The following is an 18,901-nucleotide window of genomic DNA, read 5'->3' as shown; positions in this document are numbered from 1 at the left end:
CGAAAGCCTTGGTCCCCTATGGTCCCCGAGCCGGACGGACGGGACAACTCTTGCCAAGCGGGCGCGTTCTGTGCCGTGCTTGGACTTGTCCCGGAGGTGGCGCCAGCACTTGCGCCGGCGCGCTGCCCGGGGCATCGTGTCGCATCCATACGCCAGCGTATCCATCGCCCGCATGACGTCCAGCGCCGCCGCCCTCCCCGCCGAGCACTATCCGCACCTGTTCGCCCCGCTGGATCTGGGTTTCACCCGGGTCCGCAACCGCATCCTGATGGGTTCGATGCACACCGGCCTGGAGGACCGCGCCCGCGACTTCCCGCGGCTGGCCGCCTATTTCGCCGAACGCGCCGCCGGCGGCGTGGGCCTGATGGTGACCGGCGGCTTCTCGCCCAACCTGGTCGGCTGGCTGAAGCCGTTCGGTGGCAAGCTGTCCTGGCCGTGGGAAGTACGTCCGCACAAGTTCGTCACCCGCGCCGCGCACGAGCACGGGGCGCTGATCTGCCTACAGTTGCTGCATGCCGGCCGCTACGCCTACCACCCGCTCTCGGTGGCGCCGTCGAAGCTGAAGGCGCCGATCAATCCGTTCACCCCGCGACAGATGTCCGCGCGCGCCGTGCAGTCGCAAATCAACGCCTATGCCGGCGCTGCCCGGCGCGCCCGCGATGCCGGTTACGACGGTGTCGAGGTGATGGGCTCGGAAGGCTATCTGATCAACGAGTTCACCGCGCCGCGCACCAATCGCCGCAACGATGCCTGGGGCGGCACCCCGGAAAAGCGCATGCGCTTCGCGGTCGAGATAGTCCGCCGCATCCGCGAGGCCTGCGGGCCGGACTTCATCATCATCTACCGGCTGTCGCTGCTGGATCTGGTGGAGGACGGCAACCAGTGGGAGGAGATCCTCGCCCAGGCCCGCGCGGTGGAGGCGGCCGGCGCGACAATCATCAATTCCGGCATCGGCTGGCACGAGGCGCGGGTGCCGACCATCGTCACCTCGGTGCCGCGCGCGGCGTTCGTCGACGTCACCGCCAAGCTCAAGCCGCATGTGTCGGTGCCGGTGGTGGCGACCAACCGCATCAACATGCCGGACGTGGCCGAGGGCATCCTGGCCGCCGGCAAGGCCGACATGGTGTCGCTGGCGCGGCCGCTGCTGGCCGATCCGCAGTGGCCGGAGAAGGCACGCACCGGCCGCGCGCGCGCCATCAATACCTGCATCGCCTGCAACCAGGCCTGCCTGGATCATGTGTTCGAGAACAAGACCGCCAGCTGCCTGGTCAATCCGCGCGCCTGCGCGGAAACCGAGCTGACCTATCCGAAGACCTTCGCCGCCAAACGCGTCGCCGTGGTCGGCGCGGGGCCGGCCGGGCTGGCCTGCGCGACCGTGGCCGCCGAACGCGGACACCGGGTCACCCTGTTCGATGCCGAGCCGGAAATCGGCGGGCAGTTCAATTTCGCCAAGCGCATCCCCGGCAAGGAGGAATTCCACGAGACCCTGCGCTATTTCCGCCATCGGCTGGAAGAGACCGGCGTCGAAGTGAAGCTCTCCACGCACGCCGATGCGGCGCTGCTGGCCGGCTTCGACGAAGTGGTGCTGGCGACCGGCATCACCCCGCGCCGCGTGGATTTTCCCGGCGCCGATCACCCCAGGGTGATCAGCTATACCGACGTACTGTCGGGCCGGGTCACGGTCGGCGCCCGCGCGGCGTTGATTGGCGCCGGCGGCATCGGATTCGACGTGGCCGAGTTCCTGGTCCAGGAAGGCCCCTCGTCCAGCCTGGATCCCGCGCGCTGGATGGCCGAATGGGGCGTGGACGCGACCTTCGAGGGCCGCGGCAGCCTGGCCCGCCCGCACCCCGAACCGCCGGCCCGCCAGGTCTGGCTGCTCCAGCGCAGCGCCGGCAAGCCGGGCGCGCGGCTGGGCAAGACCAGTGGCTGGGTCCACCGGGCGACGCTCAAGGCGAAGCAGGTGAAGATGCTGGGCGGGGTCGAGTATCTGGGCGTGGACGACGCCGGCCTGCGCATCCGCGTGGACGATGCCGAACAGGTGCTGCCAGTCGATCACGTGGTGGTCTGCGCCGGCCAGGAGCCACGCCGGGAACTGCAGGCGGCGTTGCTGGCCGCTGGCCACACCCCGCACCTGATCGGCGGTGCCGACGTGGCCGCCGAACTCGACGCCAAGCGCGCCATCGCGCAGGGCAGCCGGCTGGCCGCGGCGCTCTGAACCGACGGGCGGCGAGGCGGTCCCTCGCCGCGCTTGATGACGGCCATCACGGAATCATGCGCGCGCATCGCCGCGCGTGCATGCGACCACGGCGCTTTTCCCGGGCTTTTCAGGCGTTTCCCGCCAGCGCGCGACGGTTCGCGGACGCACTGCCAAGCCGCCTCGACCTTGACACGGCTTTCACCAACAAGCATTTCCAATCAAATACTTAGTAGAGCTGTCAACCCGGCGTGTTCAGGGGGGGTTCCGGTTTTCGCCCGTACCTTGCGCCAACTTTTTCGGCCCGCCCCCCCAGTTCCGGCAGGCCGCCCCGGCGCCCTCATCATTCAGCCGGGACCCCGGGCAGCCCGTGTGAAGGCTGCCTCCCCATGACGCCCTGCCGCGTCCCTCCCCCGCCGCTTCCAATGGATCGGAACGGTCGGGACCGGCAAAGACGGAGCAAGGAGTTCCCATGAAACTGGCCTGGATTCTCTGGCTGTCGCAGATGTTGCCGCAGCCGGCCGCTGATTCGTTGTGCCTCAGTACCACCGTATACCTGGAAGCCCGCGACCAGACCCTGCGCGGCCAGCAAGCCGTCGCCGAGGTCGCCCTGCGCCGCCGCGACAGCGGCCTGTGGGGTGATTCGGTCTGCGAGGTGGTGACCGCCCGCAAGCAGTTCGCCCCCACCATCGTCGCCCCCGGCACCCGCCTGCAGAATGCGGACGCCTGGGCCAAGTCGGTCAGCGTGGCCCTGAACGCCGAGCGCAACTGGGCCCTCCCGCCCGGCCAGCGCAAGGAAATCGTGCCCGGCGCCAGCCACTTCATGGCCCACCAGATCGCCAGCCCGAGTTGGCGCAACGCCTACCGCGTGGCCACCATCGGCGATCACACCTTCCTGCGCGTGCAGTCGCTCAAGCCGCAGCCACCGCGTTCGTAAACCCGAGCGCCCGGTCGCCGACGTGGCGATTTTCCCCTTCCGGCAAGCGGGCCGTCCGTGACGGTCCGTTACGGCGGTGGCCTTGTGGGCCCTGGACAGGTCTGGGAGAGTTCCCGGATCGCTTTCTAGTACTTGGAGTCCACCCATGAAGCTGTACAGCAAGCCCGGCGCCTGTTCCACCGCCGACCATATCGCCCTGCAATGGACCGGCCAGCCCTTCGAGTTGAAGGTGATGACCGCCGCGGAGATGAAGGCGCCGGAGTACCTGGCGATCAACCCGACCGGCGCGGTCCCGGCGATTGTCGACGGCGACTTCGTCCTGACCCAGAACGCCGCGATCATGGGCTATATCGCCGACCGCTACCCGCAGGCCGGGCTGGGCGGCGACGGTTCCGCGCAGCAGCGGGCCGAGGCGGCGCGCTGGCTGTCCTTCGTCAACTCCGACGTGCATCCGGCTTTCACTCCGCTGTTCGCGCCGGGCAAGTTCATCGCCGACGAATCCGAGTTCGATGCCATCAAGGCCACCGCCCGCAAGCGCCTGCGCGGCCTGTTCGAAAGCGCCAACCAGCGGCTTGAAGGCCGGCAGTGGCTGGCGGGCTTCCGCAGCTTCGCCGATCCCTATCTCTACATCACCCTGCGCTGGGCGGGTAACGTCGGCGTGGATCTGGGCGGCCTGGACAACCTGGCGGCATTCCGCCAGCGCATGGAAGCCGACCCGGGCGTGCAGGCGGCGCTCAAGGCCGAAGGCCTGCACTGAAACAAACGGAAGGGCGGGCCAAGGCCCGCCCTTCTCGTTTCAACAATCGATGCCACCAGCAGACATCCCCATACGCGCGCGGTGACGTTGGCTCGGCGCCGATTCAGAACGCATCGCCGGGAACGCGTACCCAGCCTTCCATCAGGATGCGCGCGCTGCGGCTCATGATGGCCTTGGCGACTTTCCATTCACCGTTTTCCTGGGTGGCTTCCGCGCCCACCCGCAGCGTGCCGGACGGATGACCGAAGCGCACCGCGCTGCGTTCGCCACCGCCCGCGGCCAGGTTGACCAGCGTGCCTGGCACCGCCGCGGCGGTGCCGATGGCGACGGCGGCGGTGCCCATCATCGCGTGATGCAGCTTGCCCATCGACATCGCGCGCACCAGCAGGTCGATATCACCCGCGCCGACCTGCTTGCCGCTGGAAGTGACGTAGTCCTTCGCTGGCGCCACGAACGCCACCTTCGGCGTGTGCTGGCGGCGCGCGGCCTCCGACACATCGGCGATCAATCCCATCCTTACCGCGCCGTGCGCGCGGATCGTCTCGAACATGGCCAGCGCCTTCGGATCGCCGTTGATGGCGTCCTGCAATTCCGCGCCGGTGTAGCCGATGTCGGCGGCGTTGACGAAGATGGTCGGGATGCCGGCATTGATCAGCGTCGCCGGAAACGTGCCGACGCCCGGCACTTCCAGGTCGTCGACCAGGTTGCCGGTCGGAAACATCGCGCCGCCGCCCTCGCCTTCGCCCTCGTCGGCCGGATCCAGGAATTCCAGTTGCACCTCGGCCGCCGGGAAGGTCACGCCGTCCAGTTCGAAATCACCGGTTTCCTGCACATGACCATCCGTGATCGGCACGTGCGCGACGATGGTCTTGCCGATGTTCGACTGCCAGATCCGCACCGTGCAGACACCATCCTGAGGGATGCGCGCGGCATCGACCAGTCCACCCGCGATGGCGAACGATCCCACCGCCGCCGACAGGTTGCCGCAGTTGCCGCTCCAGTCAACGAAGGCGCTGTCGATGGAGACTTGGCCGAACAGGTAATCGACATCGTGGTCCGGCCGCTCGCTCTTCGCCAGGATCACCGTCTTGCTGGTGCTGGAAGTCGCGCCGCCCATGCCGTCGATCTGCTTGCCGTAGGGATCGGGGCTGCCGATTACCCGCAGCATCAGCGCATCGCGCGCCGCGCCCGGCGCGCGCGCGGGTTCGGGCAGATCCTGCAGCCGGAAGAACACGCCCTTGCTGGTGCCTCCGCGCATGTAGGTGGCGGGGATTCGGATCTGGGGCGCGTGTGGCATGAAGGTCTCGGTGTTCGGTCAGGGATTGTCGGGAATCTGGGGTTCGACCACGTTGGCCAGCAGGGTCAACGACTCCTGCCAGCCGAGGTAACAGAACTCCACCGGAATCATCGCCGGAATGCCTTCCTGCACGATGCTGATCTCGGTGCCGCAGGCCACCGCCTTCAGCGAGACGCTGACCTGCATGGTGCCCGGCAACGCCGGGTTCTCGAACTGATCGTCGTAGCGGATGCGCTCACCCGGCACCAGTTCGCGATAGGTGCCGCCGAAGGCATGGCTGGAGCCGGTGCCGAAATTGGTGAACGACATCCGGTAGGTCCCGCCGACCACCGGATCGATGTGGTGGACCTTGCCGGTGAAGCCGTGTGGCGGCAGCCACTTCACCATCGCCTCCGGATCCAGGAAGGCGCGGTAGACGCGCTCGGGCGGCGCGCGCAGGACGCGGTGCAGGCGGACGGTTCCGGTCTCGTTCGACATGGTCATGGCCTCTCGGGGATGGTCCGTCCCACTCTAGCGCGGCGGGCGCAAGACGGCGTCACGCCGCCTGCGCCGACTCCAGGAAATCCTGGGCGAAGCGCTGGAGCACGCCACCGGCTTCGTAGATCGAGACTTCCTCGTCGCTGTCCAGGCGGCACGTCACCGGTACCTCGATGCACTCGCCGTCGCGGCGATGGATCACCAGGGTCAGCGTCGCGCGTGGCCTGCGTTCACCGACGACGTCGAAGGTCTCGGTGCCATCGATGCCCAGGGTCAGGCGGGTGGTGCCGGGCTGGAACTCCAGCGGCAGCACGCCCATGCCGATCAGGTTGGTGCGGTGGATGCGTTCGAAGCCCTCGGCGACGATTGCCTCGACGCCCGCCAGGCGCACGCCCTTGGCCGCCCAATCTCGCGACGAACCCTGTCCGTAGTCGGCGCCGGCGATGATGACCAGCGGCTGCTTGCGCTCCATGTAGATCTCGATCGCTTCCCACATGCGCATCACCTGGCCTTCGGGCTCGACCCGCGCCAGCGAGCCCTGCTTCACGCCGCCGTCGGGGTTGCGCACCATCTCGTTGAACAGCTTCGGATTGGCGAAGGTCGCGCGCTGCGCGGTCAGGTGGTCACCGCGGTGGGTGGCATAGGAATTGAAGTCCTCTTCCGGCAGGCCCATCTTCGCCAGATATTCGCCGGCCGCGCTGTCCAGCAGGATCGCGTTGGACGGTGACAGGTGATCGGTGGTGATGTTGTCCGGCAGCACCGCCAGCGGGCGCATGCCGCGCAGCGTGCGTTCGCCGGCCAGCGCGCCCTCCCAGTACGGTGGGCGGCGGATGTAAGTGCTCATCGGGCGCCAGTCGTACAGCGGGCTGGCGCGTTCGCCGTGTTCGACCCGCACGTTGAACATCGGACCGTACACGCGGCGGAACTGTTCCGGCTTCACCGAGGCGCGCACCACCGCGTCGATTTCCTCGTCGCTCGGCCACAGATCCTTCAGCCGGATCTCGCGCCCCTCGAACGTGCCCAGCACGTCCTTCTCGATATCGAAACGCACGGTGCCGGCGATCGCGTAGGCCACCACCAGCGGCGGCGAGGCCAGGAAGGCCTGCTTGGCGTAGGGATGGATGCGGCCGTCGAAGTTGCGGTTGCCGGACAGCACGGCGGTCGCATACAGATCGCGATCGACGATTTCCTGCTGGATCTTCGGATCCAGCGCGCCGGACATGCCGTTGCAGGTGGTGCAGGCGAAGGCGACCACGCCGAAGCCGAGCTTTTCCAGTTCCGGGGTCAGTCCGGCCTCGTCCAGGTACAGCGCGACCGCCTTGGAACCGGGTGCCAGCGACGACTTCACCCATGGCTTGCGGGTCAGGCCGACCCGGTTGGCGTTGCGTGCCAGCAGCGCGGCGGCGATCACGTTGCGCGGGTTGCTGGTGTTGGTGCAGCTGGTGATGGCGGCGATGATCACCGCGCCATCCGGCATCAGGCCCTCGGCCTCCTGCGCGCGTGCCTGCGCCAGATCGCCGGCGATGCCCTTCTCCGCCAGATCGGCGGTGGCGACGCGGGCATGCGGATTGGACGGACCGGCCATGTTGCGGACGACACTGGAAAGATCGAACGCCAGCGTCCGTTCGTATTCGGCGTTGCCCAGGCTGTCGGCCCACAGGCCGGCGGTCTTCGCGTAGGTTTCGACCAGACGGACCTGCTCTTCCTCGCGGCCGGTCAGGCGCAGGTAGTCCAGGGTCTGGCCGTCGATGAAGAACATCGCCGCGGTGGCGCCGTACTCCGGCGCCATGTTGGAGATGGTCGCGCGGTCGCCCAGGGTGAGCGCGGCGGCGCCTTCACCGCGGAACTCCAGATAGGCGCCGACCACCTTCTGCTTGCGCAGGAACTCGGTCAGGGCCAGCACGATGTCGGTGGCGGTGATGCCCGGCTGCGGGCGGCCGGTCAGCTCGACGCCGACGATGTCGGGCAGGCGCATCCACGAGGCGCGCCCCAGCATCACGTTCTCCGCTTCCAGACCGCCGACACCGATCGCGATCACGCCCAGCGCATCGACGTGCGGGGTGTGGCTGTCGGTGCCCACGCAGGTATCCGGGAAGGCCACGCCGCCACGCACCTGGATCACCGGCGACATCTTCTCCAGATTGATCTGGTGCATGATGCCGTTGCCCGGCGGGATGACGTCGACGTTCTCGAACGCATGCCGCGTCCATTCGATGAAATGGAAGCGATCCTCGTTGCGGCGATCCTCGATGGCGCGGTTCTTGGAAAACGCGTCCGGATCGTAGCCGCCGCATTCCACCGCCAGCGAGTGATCCACGATCAGCTGTACCGGCACCACCGGATTGACCTTGGCCGGATCCCCGCCCTTGTCGGCGATGGCGTCACGCAGGCCGGCCAGATCGACCAGCGCGGTCTGGCCGAGGATGTCGTGGCAGACCACGCGCGCCGGGAACCACGGAAAGTCGAGATCGCGACGGCGTTCGATCAGCTGCTTCAGCGAATCGGTCAGCGCTGCCGGTTCGCAGCGGCGCACCAGGTTTTCCGCCAGCACACGCGAGGTGTACGGCAGCCGGTCGTAGGCGCCGGGCGCGATCGCGTCGACCGCGGCGCGCGCGTCGAAGTAGTCCAGTGAGGTGCCCGGCAGGGCCTTGCGGTATTCGGTGTTCATGGCTTCGCGGTCGGCGTGGCTTTGCGGCGGTCGGGATTCCAGGCCATCGATGGCGGCTCCGCGCGTTCCCGGACGGAAACGCGCGGGCACGGCCGAATCAACGCTGGTCGATCGGGACGAACTTCAGGTTTTCGGGGCCGGTGTAGTTGGCGCTGGGGCGGATGATCTTGCCGTCGATGCGCTGCTCGATGACGTGCGCGCTCCAGCCGCTGGTGCGGGCGATGACGAACAGCGGGGTGAACATCGCGGTCGGCACGCCCATCATGTGGTAGCTCACCGCGCTGAACCAGTCCAGGTTGGGGAACATCTTCTTGATGTCCCACATCACCGCTTCCAGGCGCTCGGCGATGGCGTACATCTTCGTGCTCTGCTGTTCCTCGGACAGATCCTTCGCCACCTGCTTGATCACGTCGTTGCGCGGATCGCCGACGGTGTAGACCGGATGGCCGAAACCGATCACCACTTCCTTGCGCTCGACCCGCGCCTTGATGTCGGCCTCGGCCTCGTCCGGCGTCTCGTAGCGCTTCTGCACCTCGAACGCGACTTCGTTGGCACCGCCGTGCTTGGGTCCGCGCAGCGCGCCGATGGCGCCGGTGATGCATGAGTGCATGTCGCTGCCGGTGCCGGCGATCACGCGCGCGGTGAAGGTCGAGGCGTTGAACTCATGCTCGGCATACAGGATCAGCGAGGTGTGCATCGCGCGTACCCACGAGTCACGCGGCTTCTCGCCATGCAGCAGGTGCAGGAAGTGGCCGCCGATCGAGTCGTCGTCGGTCTCCACGTCGATGCGCTTGCCGTTGTGGCTGTAGTGGTACCAGTACAGCAGCATCGAACCCAGCGAGGCCATCAGCTTGTCGGCGATGTCGCGCGCGCCCGGGTGGTTGTGATCGTCCTTCTCCGGCGACACGCAGCCGAGCACCGAGACACCGGTGCGCATCACGTCCATCGGGTGCGCCGACGGCGGCAGCTGTTCCAGCGCGGTCTTGACCGAGGCCGGGATGCCGCGCAGCGACTTCAGCTTGGCCTTGTAGCCAGCCAGTTCGGCGCGGTTGGGCAGCTTGCCGTGGACCAGCAGGTAGGCGACCTCCTCGAACTCGCTGGTGGTGGCGATGTCGAGGATGTCATAGCCGCGGTAGTGCAGGTCGTTGCCACTGCGGCCGACCGTGCACAGCGCGGTGTTGCCGGCGGCGGTGCCGCTCAGGGCGACGGACTTCTTCGGCTTGAAGCCGGTGGCTGGGGTGGGTTCACTCATTGCTGCCTCCCGATGGTGTGGCGGTGCGGCGGAAGCTGCTCCACCGCGCTGGAATGACCGGGGACGGACCGAACCGCCCCCCGGGCTGATGTCAGGCGTCGCCCTTCTTCGCGAACAGGGCGTCGAGCTTGTCTTCGTAGGCGTGGTAGCCCAGGTAGTCGTACAGGTCCGCGCGCGACTGCAGGGTATCGATGATGTTCTTCTGGGTGCCTTCGCGGCGCACGGTCTCGTAGAAGTTCAACGCCGCCTTGTTCATGGCGCGATAGGCGCCACAGCAGTACAGCGCGATGTCCACGCCAGCCGTGCGCAGTTCGTCGACGGTGAAGAACGGGGTGGAGCCGAACTCGGTCAGGTTGGCCAGGATCGGCACCTTCACCGAGTCCTTGAAACGGCGGTAGTCCTCCAGCGTCTTCATCGCCTCGGGGAAGATCATGTCCGCGCCGGCCTCGACATAGGCCACCGCGCGTTCGATCGCCGAGTCGATGCCCTCGACGGCGGCGGCGTCGGTGCGCGCCATGATCACGAAGCCTTCATCGCCACGCGCGTCCACCGCGGCCTTGACCCGATCGACCATCTCGTCCTTCGACACCACTTCCTTGCCGGGGCGATGGCCGCAGCGTTTCTGGCCGACCTGATCCTCCATGTGCACGGCGGCAACGCCGACGCGCTCGAACGAACGGATGGTGCGCGCGATGTTGAACGCGCCGCCCCAGCCGGTGTCGATGTCGACCAGCAGCGGCAAACCGGTGGCGTCGACGATGCGGCGCGCGTCGGTCAGCACGTCTTCCATCGTGCTGATGCCCAGATCGGGCATGCCCAGCGAGTTTGCGGCGACGCCGCCGCCGGACAGGTACAGCGCCTTGTAGCCGACGCGGCGGGCCATCAGGCCGGCATAGGCGGTGATGGCGCCCATCACCTGCAGCGGGGATTCCTCGGCGATCGCGGCGCGGAAGCGCGCGCCTGCGGATGCGTTGCTCATGCATGTCTCCTGCGGAAGCGGATGGCGCCCGTTCCTCGGCGGAGCGGGCCGGGGGTGCGCGCAAGGGTACGCGCACCGGCGGCGCACAATCTGGCACCATCGCTCGGGTTGATCAATCTTGATCAAATCAATCAATCTATCGATCATGGACACCGACCTGCTCTCCGCCCAGGACACCTGTCGACTGCTCGGCATCAGCCAGGCCACCCTGTATGCGTATGTCAGCCGTGGCCTGATCGAGTCGCGCCCCGGCCCGGACCACCGCAGCCGGCTGTACCTGCGTCGCGACGTCGACCGGCTGGCCCAGCGCAAGCGCGCCGGGCGCGGCGCCGCCCGCGGGGCCGCGCAGAGCCTGGATCGCGGCCTGCCGGTGCTGGAGACGCGGATTTCGCTGATCCGCCCGGAGGGCCCCTACTACCGCGGACGTTCGGCGGTCGCCGCGGTGCGCGAAGGCGCCACCCTGGAAGACGCCGCCCGGCTGCTGTGGGACTGCGGCGACCAGGATCCCTTCACGGCGACGCTGGAGACGCAATGGCCGGCGCACGTCGCCCCCATTGCCGGCGACGCGGACCTGCCGCCGCTGGCGCGCGCGATGTCGGCGATTCCGCTGCTGGCGCTGGACGTGCGCCAATCCGTGGGCGCCTCCGCCCTGGTCCGCCACGAAATCGCGGCCACCCTGCTGCGCCACAACGCCGCGTTGCTGGTGGCGCGCCCACCTTCCGCGGGGCCGGTCCATCGGCTGCTGGCGGACACGTGGAAACCGGGCGACGCAGGCTTCGCCGATACGGTGCGCGCGGCACTGGTCTTGTGCGCCGAACACGAACTCAATGTCTCCGCATTTGCCGCGCGCGTGGTCGCCTCGACCGGTGCCCACCTGCACGCCACCGCGTGCAGCGGCCTGGCGGCGTTGTCCGGTCCGCGCCACGGCGGCGCCACCGCACGTGCCTATTCACTGATCGAAGCCGCCTGCGCGGCAGACTCGCCCCGTGATTTCATCGCCGCACGCTGGCAGCAAGGCGAGGATCTGCCCGGCTTTGGCCATGCGCTCTATCCGCATGGCGATCCCCGCGCGACAGAACTGCTGGCGCGGCTGCGCCGGCAACACGCGGATACGCCGATGATGCAGCGGATGGAGGCGGTGATCAGCGCCACCGAGGACATCAACGGACTGCGCCCCAACGTCGATTTCACCCTGGCGGCGATCTGCCACGCCAACGCCCTGCCCGCCTCGCCGGCATTGGTGATGTTCGCGGCGGCGCGGCTGGCAGGCTGGCTCGCGCATGCGCTGGAACAGCAGGCCCAGGGCCGGCTGATCCGTCCCCGCGCCAGCTACGCCGGCGTGCCGCCCGCCACGGCGGAATGAATCGGCATCAGTTGCCGGCCTCCGGCCCGCGCCGCAGCGCCTTCCTCACTTCCTCCAGCGCGTTCGGATCATCCAGGGTGGAAAGGTCGCCGGGATCCGCGCCCTGCGCCAGCGCCTGCAACGAACGCCGCAGCAGCTTGCCGGAACGGGTCTTGGGCAACGCATTGACGATGTACACGCGCGCCGGCCGCGCCACCGCGCCCAGGCTCTGTTCCACGGTACGGCGCATGCCTTCGGCGGCACGCACGCGTTCGTGCGGTTCCTCGGTCGCCTGCCGCAGCGTTGCGAATACCACCGGTACCTGCCCTTTCAGTTCGTCGTTGACACCAATCACCGCGGCCTCGGCCACGGCGGGAAAGCCGGACACCGATTCCTCGATCTCGCGCGTGCCCAGACGATGGCCGGCGACATTGATTACGTCGTCGGTGCGGCCGAGGATGAAGGTGTAGCCCTGCTCGTCGCGGATGGCCCAGTCCAGCGAGCTGTACAGCAGTTCCTTGAAGTGGCTGAAATAGCTGGACAGGAAGCGGGCGTCGTCATTCCAGATGGTGGTCATGCAACCCGGCGGCAGCGGCGGCTGGATGACCAGGACGCCCTTCTCGCCCGGCCCGACTTCCGCGCCGGTGCCTTCGTCGATGACCTTCATCCGGTACCCGAGATTGGGAAAACCGGGCGAGCCGAACTTCACCGGCTTCATGTCCAGGCCCGGCAGCAGCGTCAGCGCCGGCCAGCCGGTCTCCGTCTGCCAGTAGTTGTCGATGACCGGCTTGCCCAGCGCGTCGTTGATCCAGTGCGCGGTCGGTTCGTCCAGCGGCTCGCCGGCCAGGAACAGGTATTGCAGCTTCGACAGATCATGCCGGCGGATGAAATCGACATCGTGCTTCTTCAGTACCCGGATCGCCGTCGGCGAAGAGAACATGGTGCGCACGCCGTACTTCTCGCACAGCGACCACCAGATGCCGGCATCCGGGTGGAATGGCAGGCCTTCGTACAACACCGAAGTGGCACCGACGATCAGCGGCCCATAGACGTTGTACGAGTGCCCGACCGCCCAGCCCACGTCGGAGGTGGAGAACATCACCTGCCCCGGCGCGACGTCGAACACCGTGCGCATCGACAGCGCCAGCGCGACCGCGTAGCCGCCGACATCGCGCTGCACGCCCTTGGGCTTGCCGGTGGTGCCGGAGGTGTACAGCAGGTAGCTGGGTTCATTGGATTCCAGCCACACCACCTCCACCTGCTCGTCGCCGACCACCTGGCGCAGCGTGGCGTAGTCCTCGTCACGCCCCGCCACCCTCGGTTCGGCCGGATCCAGTCCGCGCGAGACAATCAGCACCTTGGGCGGCGGCGTGGCCGCCTTCGCGCAGGCTTCGTCGACCAGCGGCTTGTACGGGATGACCTTGCCGCCGCGCATGCCGGCATCGGCGGCGATCAACAGCCTGGGTTGGGCATCGTCAATGCGCAGCGCGAGGTTGTGCGCGGCAAAACCGCCGAAGACCACCGAATGGATGGCTCCGATGCGCGCGCAGGCGAGCATCGCGAACACCGCCTCGGCCATGTTGGGCATGTAGATGACCACCCGATCGCCACGCCGCACGCCCAGGCGCTGGAGGATGGCGGCGAAAGCGTTCACCTCGCGATGCAGTTCGCGGTAGCTGATCTCGCGCGTGGTGCCGGTTTCGGAGGACACCGCCACCAGCGCCAGCTGATCGGCGCGTTCGGGCAGATGCCGGTCCACCGCGTTGTAGCAGAGATTGGTCTGGCCACCCACGAACCAGCGCCGGAACGGCGGCTTCGAATAGTCCAGCACCTGCCGTGGCGGTACGTGCCAGTGGATGGCGCGCGCCTCCTCGCCCCAGAAGGCTTCCGGCTCGTCGATCGACCGGCGATAGACTTCCTCGTAACCCATGGCCACCCTCCCGGCGTTGCGATTGGCTTTTGCCAGCATAGTCCCGGGACGGCGCGCGGACCTTCCGACATTGGTCGCAGAAGAAAACAAGAACGCCGGGCATGGCCCGGCGTTCCTGATTCAGCCAGGGAAGGAAAACTCAGCCCAGCAGGTGCGCCACGCCGGCGCGCTCTTCTTCCAGCTCGGCCAGGGTCTTGTCCATCGCGGCGCGGCTGAACGCGTCAACTTCCAGGCCTTCCACGCGGGTGTATTCGCCGTTGGCGGTGATCACCGGCACGCCGTAGATCACGCCTTCCGGAATGCCGTAGCTGCCGTCGGACGGCACGCCCATGGTCACCCACTTGCCGTTGCTGCCCAGCACCCAGTCACGGATGTGGTCGATCGCGGCATTGGCGGCGGAAGCGGCCGAGGACAGGCCGCGCGCCTCGATGATCGCGGCGCCGCGCTTGCCGACCTGCGGGATGAACGCGTTGGCGTTCCAGTCGGCGTCGTTGATCTTGTCCTTCAGCGACACGCCGTTGGCGGTGGCGAAGCGGTAGTCCGGGTACATGGTCGGGCTGTGGTTGCCCCACACCACCAGCTTCTCGATGTCGCCGACGGCCACGCCGGCCTTGTTGGCGAGCTGGCTCAGCGCGCGGTTGTGGTCCAGGCGCAGCATCGCGGTGAAGTTCCTTGCCGGCAGGTCCGGCGCCGACTTCATGGCGATGTAGGCGTTGGTGTTGGCCGGGTTGCCGACCACCAGCACCTTGACGTCGCGGCTGGCGACCTTGTTCAGCGCGGCGCCCTGGGCGGTGAAGATCTTGGCGTTCTCCAGCAGCAGGTCCTTGCGCTCCATGCCCGGGCCGCGCGGACGCGCGCCGACCAGCAGGGCCACGTCGGCGTCCTTGAACGCCACTTCCGGGTCGTCGGTGCCGACCATGCCGGCCAGCAGCGGGAACGCGCAGTCTTCCAGCTCCATCATCACGCCCTTCAGCGCGGCCTGGGCCTTGTCGATCGGCAGCTCCAGCAACTGCAGGATGACCGGCTGGTCCTTGCCGAGCATTTCACCGGAGGCGATGCGGAACAGCAGGGCATAACCGATCTGGCCGGCGGCGCCGGTGACTGCAACACGGACGGGGGTCTTCATGGGGTTGTCTCCAAGGGAAAGGAAAGCCGGACTCACGCGAGTTCGGCGAAGAAGGCCTGGATGCGCGACAGGCCTTCATCCAGCTGGGCGTCGGCACAGGTGTAGGAAATGCGCAGCGCGCGCGGCTCGCCGAAGGCCGAACCCGGTACGCAGGCCACGCCCTTGGCTTCCAGCAGGGCGTTGCAGAAGTCCACGTCGTTGTGGATGACCACGCCATCATGGGTCTTGCCGAACGCGACCGAGATGTCCGGGAACGCATAGAACGCGCCTTCCGGACGCGGGCACACCACGCCCGGAATCCCGGCCAGCGCCGCCAGCACGCGATCCCGCTTGGCGGCGAATTCGGCGCACTTGCGCTGCGGAATGTCCTGCGGGCCGGTCAAGGCGGCGACCGCCGCGGCGGTGACCACTTCCGGCAAGTTGGTGATGTGGTTGGAGTTGAGCGCCACCAGCGCCTGGGCGACGTTCTCCGGCGCGGCGATCAGGCCGACCCGCCAGCCCGGCATGCCGTAGGTCTTCGACAGCGAGTCGATGACGACGGTGCGCTCACGCAGTTCCGGGCGGAAATGCAGGAAATTGTGATAGCCGACGCCATCGAACACCAGGCGGTTGTAGATGTCGTCCAGCAGGATCCAGGTATCCGGATGGCGCGCCACCACCTCGGCCAGCGCCGCGACCTCGTCCTTCGAATAGACCATGCCGGTCGGGTTGGACGGGTTGTTGAACAGGAACACCTTGGGCTTTTGAGCCAGCGCAGCGTCCAGTTGTTCCGGGGTGAGCTTGTAGTTCTGCTCGGGCGGGCACGGCAGCTTCAGCGACACCGCGCCGACGATGTCGGCGATGTCCTGATAGGTGGTCCAGTACGGGGTCGGATAAGCGATGGTGTCGCCCTCGTCCAGCAGCGCCTCGGCCAGGTTGTACAGCACGTGCTTGGCGCCGACGCCGGCGACGATGTTGCGGCGGGTGTAGCCGGTCAGCCCGCTGCCTTCAAGATGATGCAGGAAGGCATCCAGCAGCGCGTCGGTACCGCGGTTGGAACCGTACTGGCCGGAATCCTTGTCCAGCGATTTGCGCGCGGCCTCGTAGACATGCTCGCCGGGCAGGAAATTCGGTACGCCGATCGAGAAGCTGATGATGTCGCGGCCTTCGGCCTTGAGCTTCTTCGCCTTTTCCGCGACCGCCATGATCGCGCTGGGCTTGGCGCGACCGGTGCGCCGGGCAAGCTGGGGCATTGCATTACCTCGCAGGGGATGTTTCGCGGGAGGAACGTGCGTGCGCCGTTTTTTGCGGCGCGGAATTTTACCACGCCGCCCCGGTCCGGCCGGGGTGGATCGGAGGGTCCGGCCTCCTCCCTTGGTCGTAGCCGAGGCTCCCCCGACCGGGGGAGCGCACGGCCGGCGCGGGTCAGGCGCTCAGGTAACGGTTCCACTCGGCCACGCGGTCGGCCTTGGCGGCCAGCACGGCGTCGGCGTCACCCTCGATGGTGAGGCGGTTGATCAGGTCGCCCTGCTGGACCGCGTCGACCACGTCCAGGCCCTCCAGGACCTTGCCGAACACGGTGTGCTTGCCATCCAGCCACGGGGTCGCCACGTGGGTGATGAAGAACTGGCTGCCATTGGTATTGGGGCCGGCATTGGCCATCGACAGCACGCCGCGCTCGTGGCGCACGCCGTTGTTGGTCTCGTCCTCGAACCGGTAGCCCGGGCCGCCGCGGCCGGACCCCTCGGGGCAGCCGCCCTGGATCATGAAATCGGCAATCACCCGGTGGAAGTTCAGGCCGTCGTAGAAGCCGCGCTTGGCCAGGTTGACGAAGTTGGCGACCGTCAGCGGGGCCTTGTCGGGGTACAGCTCGACCTTGATGGGGCCGCGGGAGGTGTCGAAAGTGGCGATGAGGGACATCGGGAGCTCCAGATACGGGACAGGGGTTCTTCGGGGGGCCGGGGGTCCGGAAACCGGGCCTAGCCCGAATCTGGGGGCCGTTGGCACCGTTTCCAGCCCCGGCCGTTCAGCCAGGACGCCCGGACGCTAATTGCGGGGACGTAACCCGTTATAATACGCCCCATTCCTCCACAGCCCCTGCGCGCACACTGGCGCGCTTTTCCGCATGTCCATCCAGAATCTCCGCAACATCGCCATCGTCGCCCACGTCGACCACGGCAAGACCACCCTCGTCGACTGCCTGCTGAAGCAGTCCGGCACCCTGTCCGAGCGCACGGTGCTTGCCGAGCGGGTGATGGACAGCAACGACCAGGAAAAGGAACGCGGCATCACCATCCTGGCCAAGAACACCGCCATCACCTGGCAGGGCAACCGCATCAACATCGTCGACACCCCCGGGCACGCCGACTTCGGCGGCGAAGTGGAGCGCGTGCTGTCGATGGTCGACTCGGTGCTGATCCTGGTCGATGCGATGGACGGCCCGATGCCGCAGACCCGCTTCGTCACCCAGAAGGCGTTCGCGATGGGCTTCAAGCCGATCGTCGTGGTCAACAAGATCGACCGTCCCGGCGCGCGTCCGGACTGGGTCATCGACCAGGTTTTCGATCTGTTCGACAAGCTGGGCGCCACCAACGAACAGCTGGACTTCCCGATCGTCTACGCATCGGCGCTGCACGGCTACGCCAGCCTCGACGACACCACCCGCGACGGCGACATGACCCCGCTGTACGAAGCGATCATGAAGCACGTCCCGGCGCCGTCGGTGGATCCGGAAGGCGCGTTCCAGATGCGCATCAGCCAGCTGGACTACAACAATTTCGTCGGCCTGATCGGCATCGGCCGGATCCAGCGCGGCAAGGTCAAGAAGAACCAGCCGGTCAGCGTGGTCGACCGCGAAGGCAAGAAGCGCCAGGGCAAGATCGTGCAGGTGCTGGGCTTCATGGGCCTGGAGCGCATCGAGGTCGAGGAAGCCGAGGCCGGCGACATCGTCGCCATCGCCGGCATCCAGGACCTGAGCATCTCCGATACCGTGTGTGCGCTGGACACCCCGGAAGCGCTGCCGGCGCTGACCGTGGACGAGCCGACCATCAGCATGACCTTCCAGGTCAACAACTCGCCGTTCGCCGGCCACAAGGATTTCTCCGGCGGCAAGTTCATCACCAGCCGCCAGCTGCGTGAGCGCCTGGAGCGCGAAACCCTGCACAACGTCGCGCTGAAGGTCGAGGAAACCGCCGACGCCGACAAGTTCCTGGTCTCCGGTCGCGGCGAACTGCACCTGTCGGTGCTGATCGAAACCATGCGCCGCGAAGGCTTCGAGCTGGCGGTGTCGCGCCCGGAAGTCATCATCAAGGAAATCGACGGCCAGTTGATGGAGCCGGTCGAGCAGTTGGTGGTCGACATCGAGGAAGTGCACCAGGGCGGCGTGATGGAAAAGCTGGGCACCCGCAAGGCGCAGCTGAAGAACATGGAGTCGGACGGCAAGGGCCGCGTGCGCCTGGACTACACGATTCCGGCGCGTGGCCTGATCGGGTTCCAGAACGAGTTCAGGACCCTCACCCAGGGTTCGGGCCTGCTGTTCCACGTCTTCGATCACTACGGTCCGAAGGAAACCGGCCCGATCGCCAAGCGCCAGAACGGCGTGATGATCGCCAACGCCCCCGGCGTCACCCCGGCCTACTCGCTGGGACCGCTGGAAGAGCGCGGCCGCCTGTTCGCCGCCGAAGGCGACAACGTCTACGAAGGCCAGCTGGTCGGCATCCATTCCAAGGACAACGACCTGACCGTCAACGTGATCAAGCCCAAGCCGCTGACCAACATGCGCGCGTCGGGCAAGGACGACGCGATCAAGCTGACCCCCGCGTTGAAGTACTCGCTGGAACAGGCCCTGGATTTCATCGAGGACGACGAGCTGGTGGAAGTCACCCCGAAGGAAATCCGCCTGCGCAAGAAGATGCTGACCGAAAGCGATCGCAAGCGCGCCTCGCGCGCCGCCTGATCGCCCAC

At 67.5% G+C, this 18,901-nt stretch carries 14 protein-coding genes; 5 read left to right on the top strand and 9 right to left on the bottom strand.

Features of this window, described 5'->3' with window-relative positions; all coding sequences use genetic code 11:
• Positions 1-172: 172 nt before the first annotated feature.
• The 3 genes from ACTJI2_RS18460 to ACTJI2_RS18450 all read left to right on the top strand — a co-directional run bounded on the left by ACTJI2_RS18460 (position 173) and on the right by ACTJI2_RS18450 (position 3,888).
• On the top strand, positions 173-2,215 hold the full coding sequence (locus ACTJI2_RS18460; RefSeq protein WP_440842962.1) for an FAD-dependent oxidoreductase: 2,043 nt from the start codon (positions 173-175) through the stop codon (positions 2,213-2,215).
• Between the two features lie 451 nt (positions 2,216-2,666).
• Positions 2,667-3,131, top strand: a complete 465-nt coding sequence (locus ACTJI2_RS18455; RefSeq protein WP_192199249.1) for a cell wall hydrolase — start codon at positions 2,667-2,669, stop codon at positions 3,129-3,131.
• A 145-nt stretch (positions 3,132-3,276) separates the two neighbouring features.
• Positions 3,277-3,888, top strand: a complete 612-nt coding sequence (locus ACTJI2_RS18450) for a glutathione S-transferase N-terminal domain-containing protein (RefSeq protein WP_183638620.1) — start codon at positions 3,277-3,279, stop codon at positions 3,886-3,888.
• 103 nt (positions 3,889-3,991) lie between these two features.
• On the opposite strand, the gene prpF is transcribed toward ACTJI2_RS18450, so the two are convergent.
• The 5 genes from prpF to prpB all read right to left on the bottom strand — a co-directional run bounded on the left by prpF (position 3,992) and on the right by prpB (position 10,561).
• Positions 3,992-5,185: a 2-methylaconitate cis-trans isomerase PrpF gene (gene prpF, locus ACTJI2_RS18445; protein ID WP_440842961.1), complete on the bottom strand. Its 1,194-nt coding sequence runs from the start codon at positions 5,183-5,185 to the stop codon at positions 3,992-3,994.
• Between the two features lie 18 nt (positions 5,186-5,203).
• Complete coding sequence (locus ACTJI2_RS18440; protein ID WP_203322211.1) at positions 5,204-5,662, bottom strand: SRPBCC family protein; 459 nt, start codon at positions 5,660-5,662, stop codon at positions 5,204-5,206.
• Between the two features lie 58 nt (positions 5,663-5,720).
• Entirely contained in the window at positions 5,721-8,330 is a 2,610-nt protein-coding gene (gene acnD / locus ACTJI2_RS18435; RefSeq protein ID WP_440842969.1) for a Fe/S-dependent 2-methylisocitrate dehydratase AcnD, read from the bottom strand.
• 97 nt (positions 8,331-8,427) lie between these two features.
• Positions 8,428-9,582, bottom strand: a complete 1,155-nt coding sequence (gene prpC, locus ACTJI2_RS18430) for a bifunctional 2-methylcitrate synthase/citrate synthase (RefSeq protein WP_141455913.1) — start codon at positions 9,580-9,582, stop codon at positions 8,428-8,430.
• A 91-nt stretch (positions 9,583-9,673) separates the two neighbouring features.
• Positions 9,674-10,561 (bottom strand): methylisocitrate lyase, encoded by an 888-nt coding sequence (prpB, locus tag ACTJI2_RS18425; RefSeq protein ID WP_440842960.1) that lies wholly within the window; start codon positions 10,559-10,561, stop codon positions 9,674-9,676.
• A gap of 145 nt (positions 10,562-10,706) precedes the next feature.
• Between prpB and ACTJI2_RS18420 the strand changes: the two genes are divergently transcribed.
• The gene (locus ACTJI2_RS18420) at positions 10,707-11,924 is read left to right on the top strand and encodes a citrate synthase family protein (RefSeq protein WP_440842959.1); all 1,218 of its coding nucleotides are present in this window, start codon (positions 10,707-10,709) and stop codon (positions 11,922-11,924) included.
• A gap of 7 nt (positions 11,925-11,931) precedes the next feature.
• Here the strand turns inward: ACTJI2_RS18420 and prpE are convergent, their stop codons facing one another.
• The 4 genes from prpE to ACTJI2_RS18400 form a co-directional block, all read right to left on the bottom strand.
• Complete coding sequence (gene prpE, locus ACTJI2_RS18415) at positions 11,932-13,872, bottom strand: propionate--CoA ligase (protein ID WP_440842958.1); 1,941 nt, start codon at positions 13,870-13,872, stop codon at positions 11,932-11,934.
• Between the two features lie 100 nt (positions 13,873-13,972).
• Positions 13,973-14,959: a malate dehydrogenase gene (locus tag ACTJI2_RS18410; RefSeq protein ID WP_203322111.1), complete on the bottom strand. Its 987-nt coding sequence runs from the start codon at positions 14,957-14,959 to the stop codon at positions 13,973-13,975.
• A gap of 32 nt (positions 14,960-14,991) precedes the next feature.
• Positions 14,992-16,191, bottom strand: coding sequence for a pyridoxal phosphate-dependent aminotransferase (locus tag ACTJI2_RS18405; protein ID WP_192199241.1), 1,200 nt, complete (start codon positions 16,189-16,191; stop codon positions 14,992-14,994).
• A gap of 172 nt (positions 16,192-16,363) precedes the next feature.
• Positions 16,364-16,858, bottom strand: coding sequence for a peptidylprolyl isomerase (locus tag ACTJI2_RS18400; protein ID WP_141455906.1), 495 nt, complete (start codon positions 16,856-16,858; stop codon positions 16,364-16,366).
• Between the two features lie 205 nt (positions 16,859-17,063).
• Here ACTJI2_RS18400 and typA point away from each other — a divergent pair, with 205 nt between their 5' ends.
• Positions 17,064-18,893, top strand: coding sequence for a translational GTPase TypA (gene typA, locus ACTJI2_RS18395; protein WP_192199240.1), 1,830 nt, complete (start codon positions 17,064-17,066; stop codon positions 18,891-18,893).
• The last annotated feature ends 8 nt before the right edge of the window (positions 18,894-18,901 follow it).

This window comes from Pseudoxanthomonas sp. 22568, from assembly GCF_052044485.1.
GTDB classification, from domain to species: Bacteria; Pseudomonadota; Gammaproteobacteria; order Xanthomonadales; family Xanthomonadaceae; genus Pseudoxanthomonas_A; species Pseudoxanthomonas_A beigongshangi.
The sequence above is the reverse complement of the archived record's forward strand: the minus strand, read 5'-3'. Positions and strand labels throughout refer to the sequence as shown.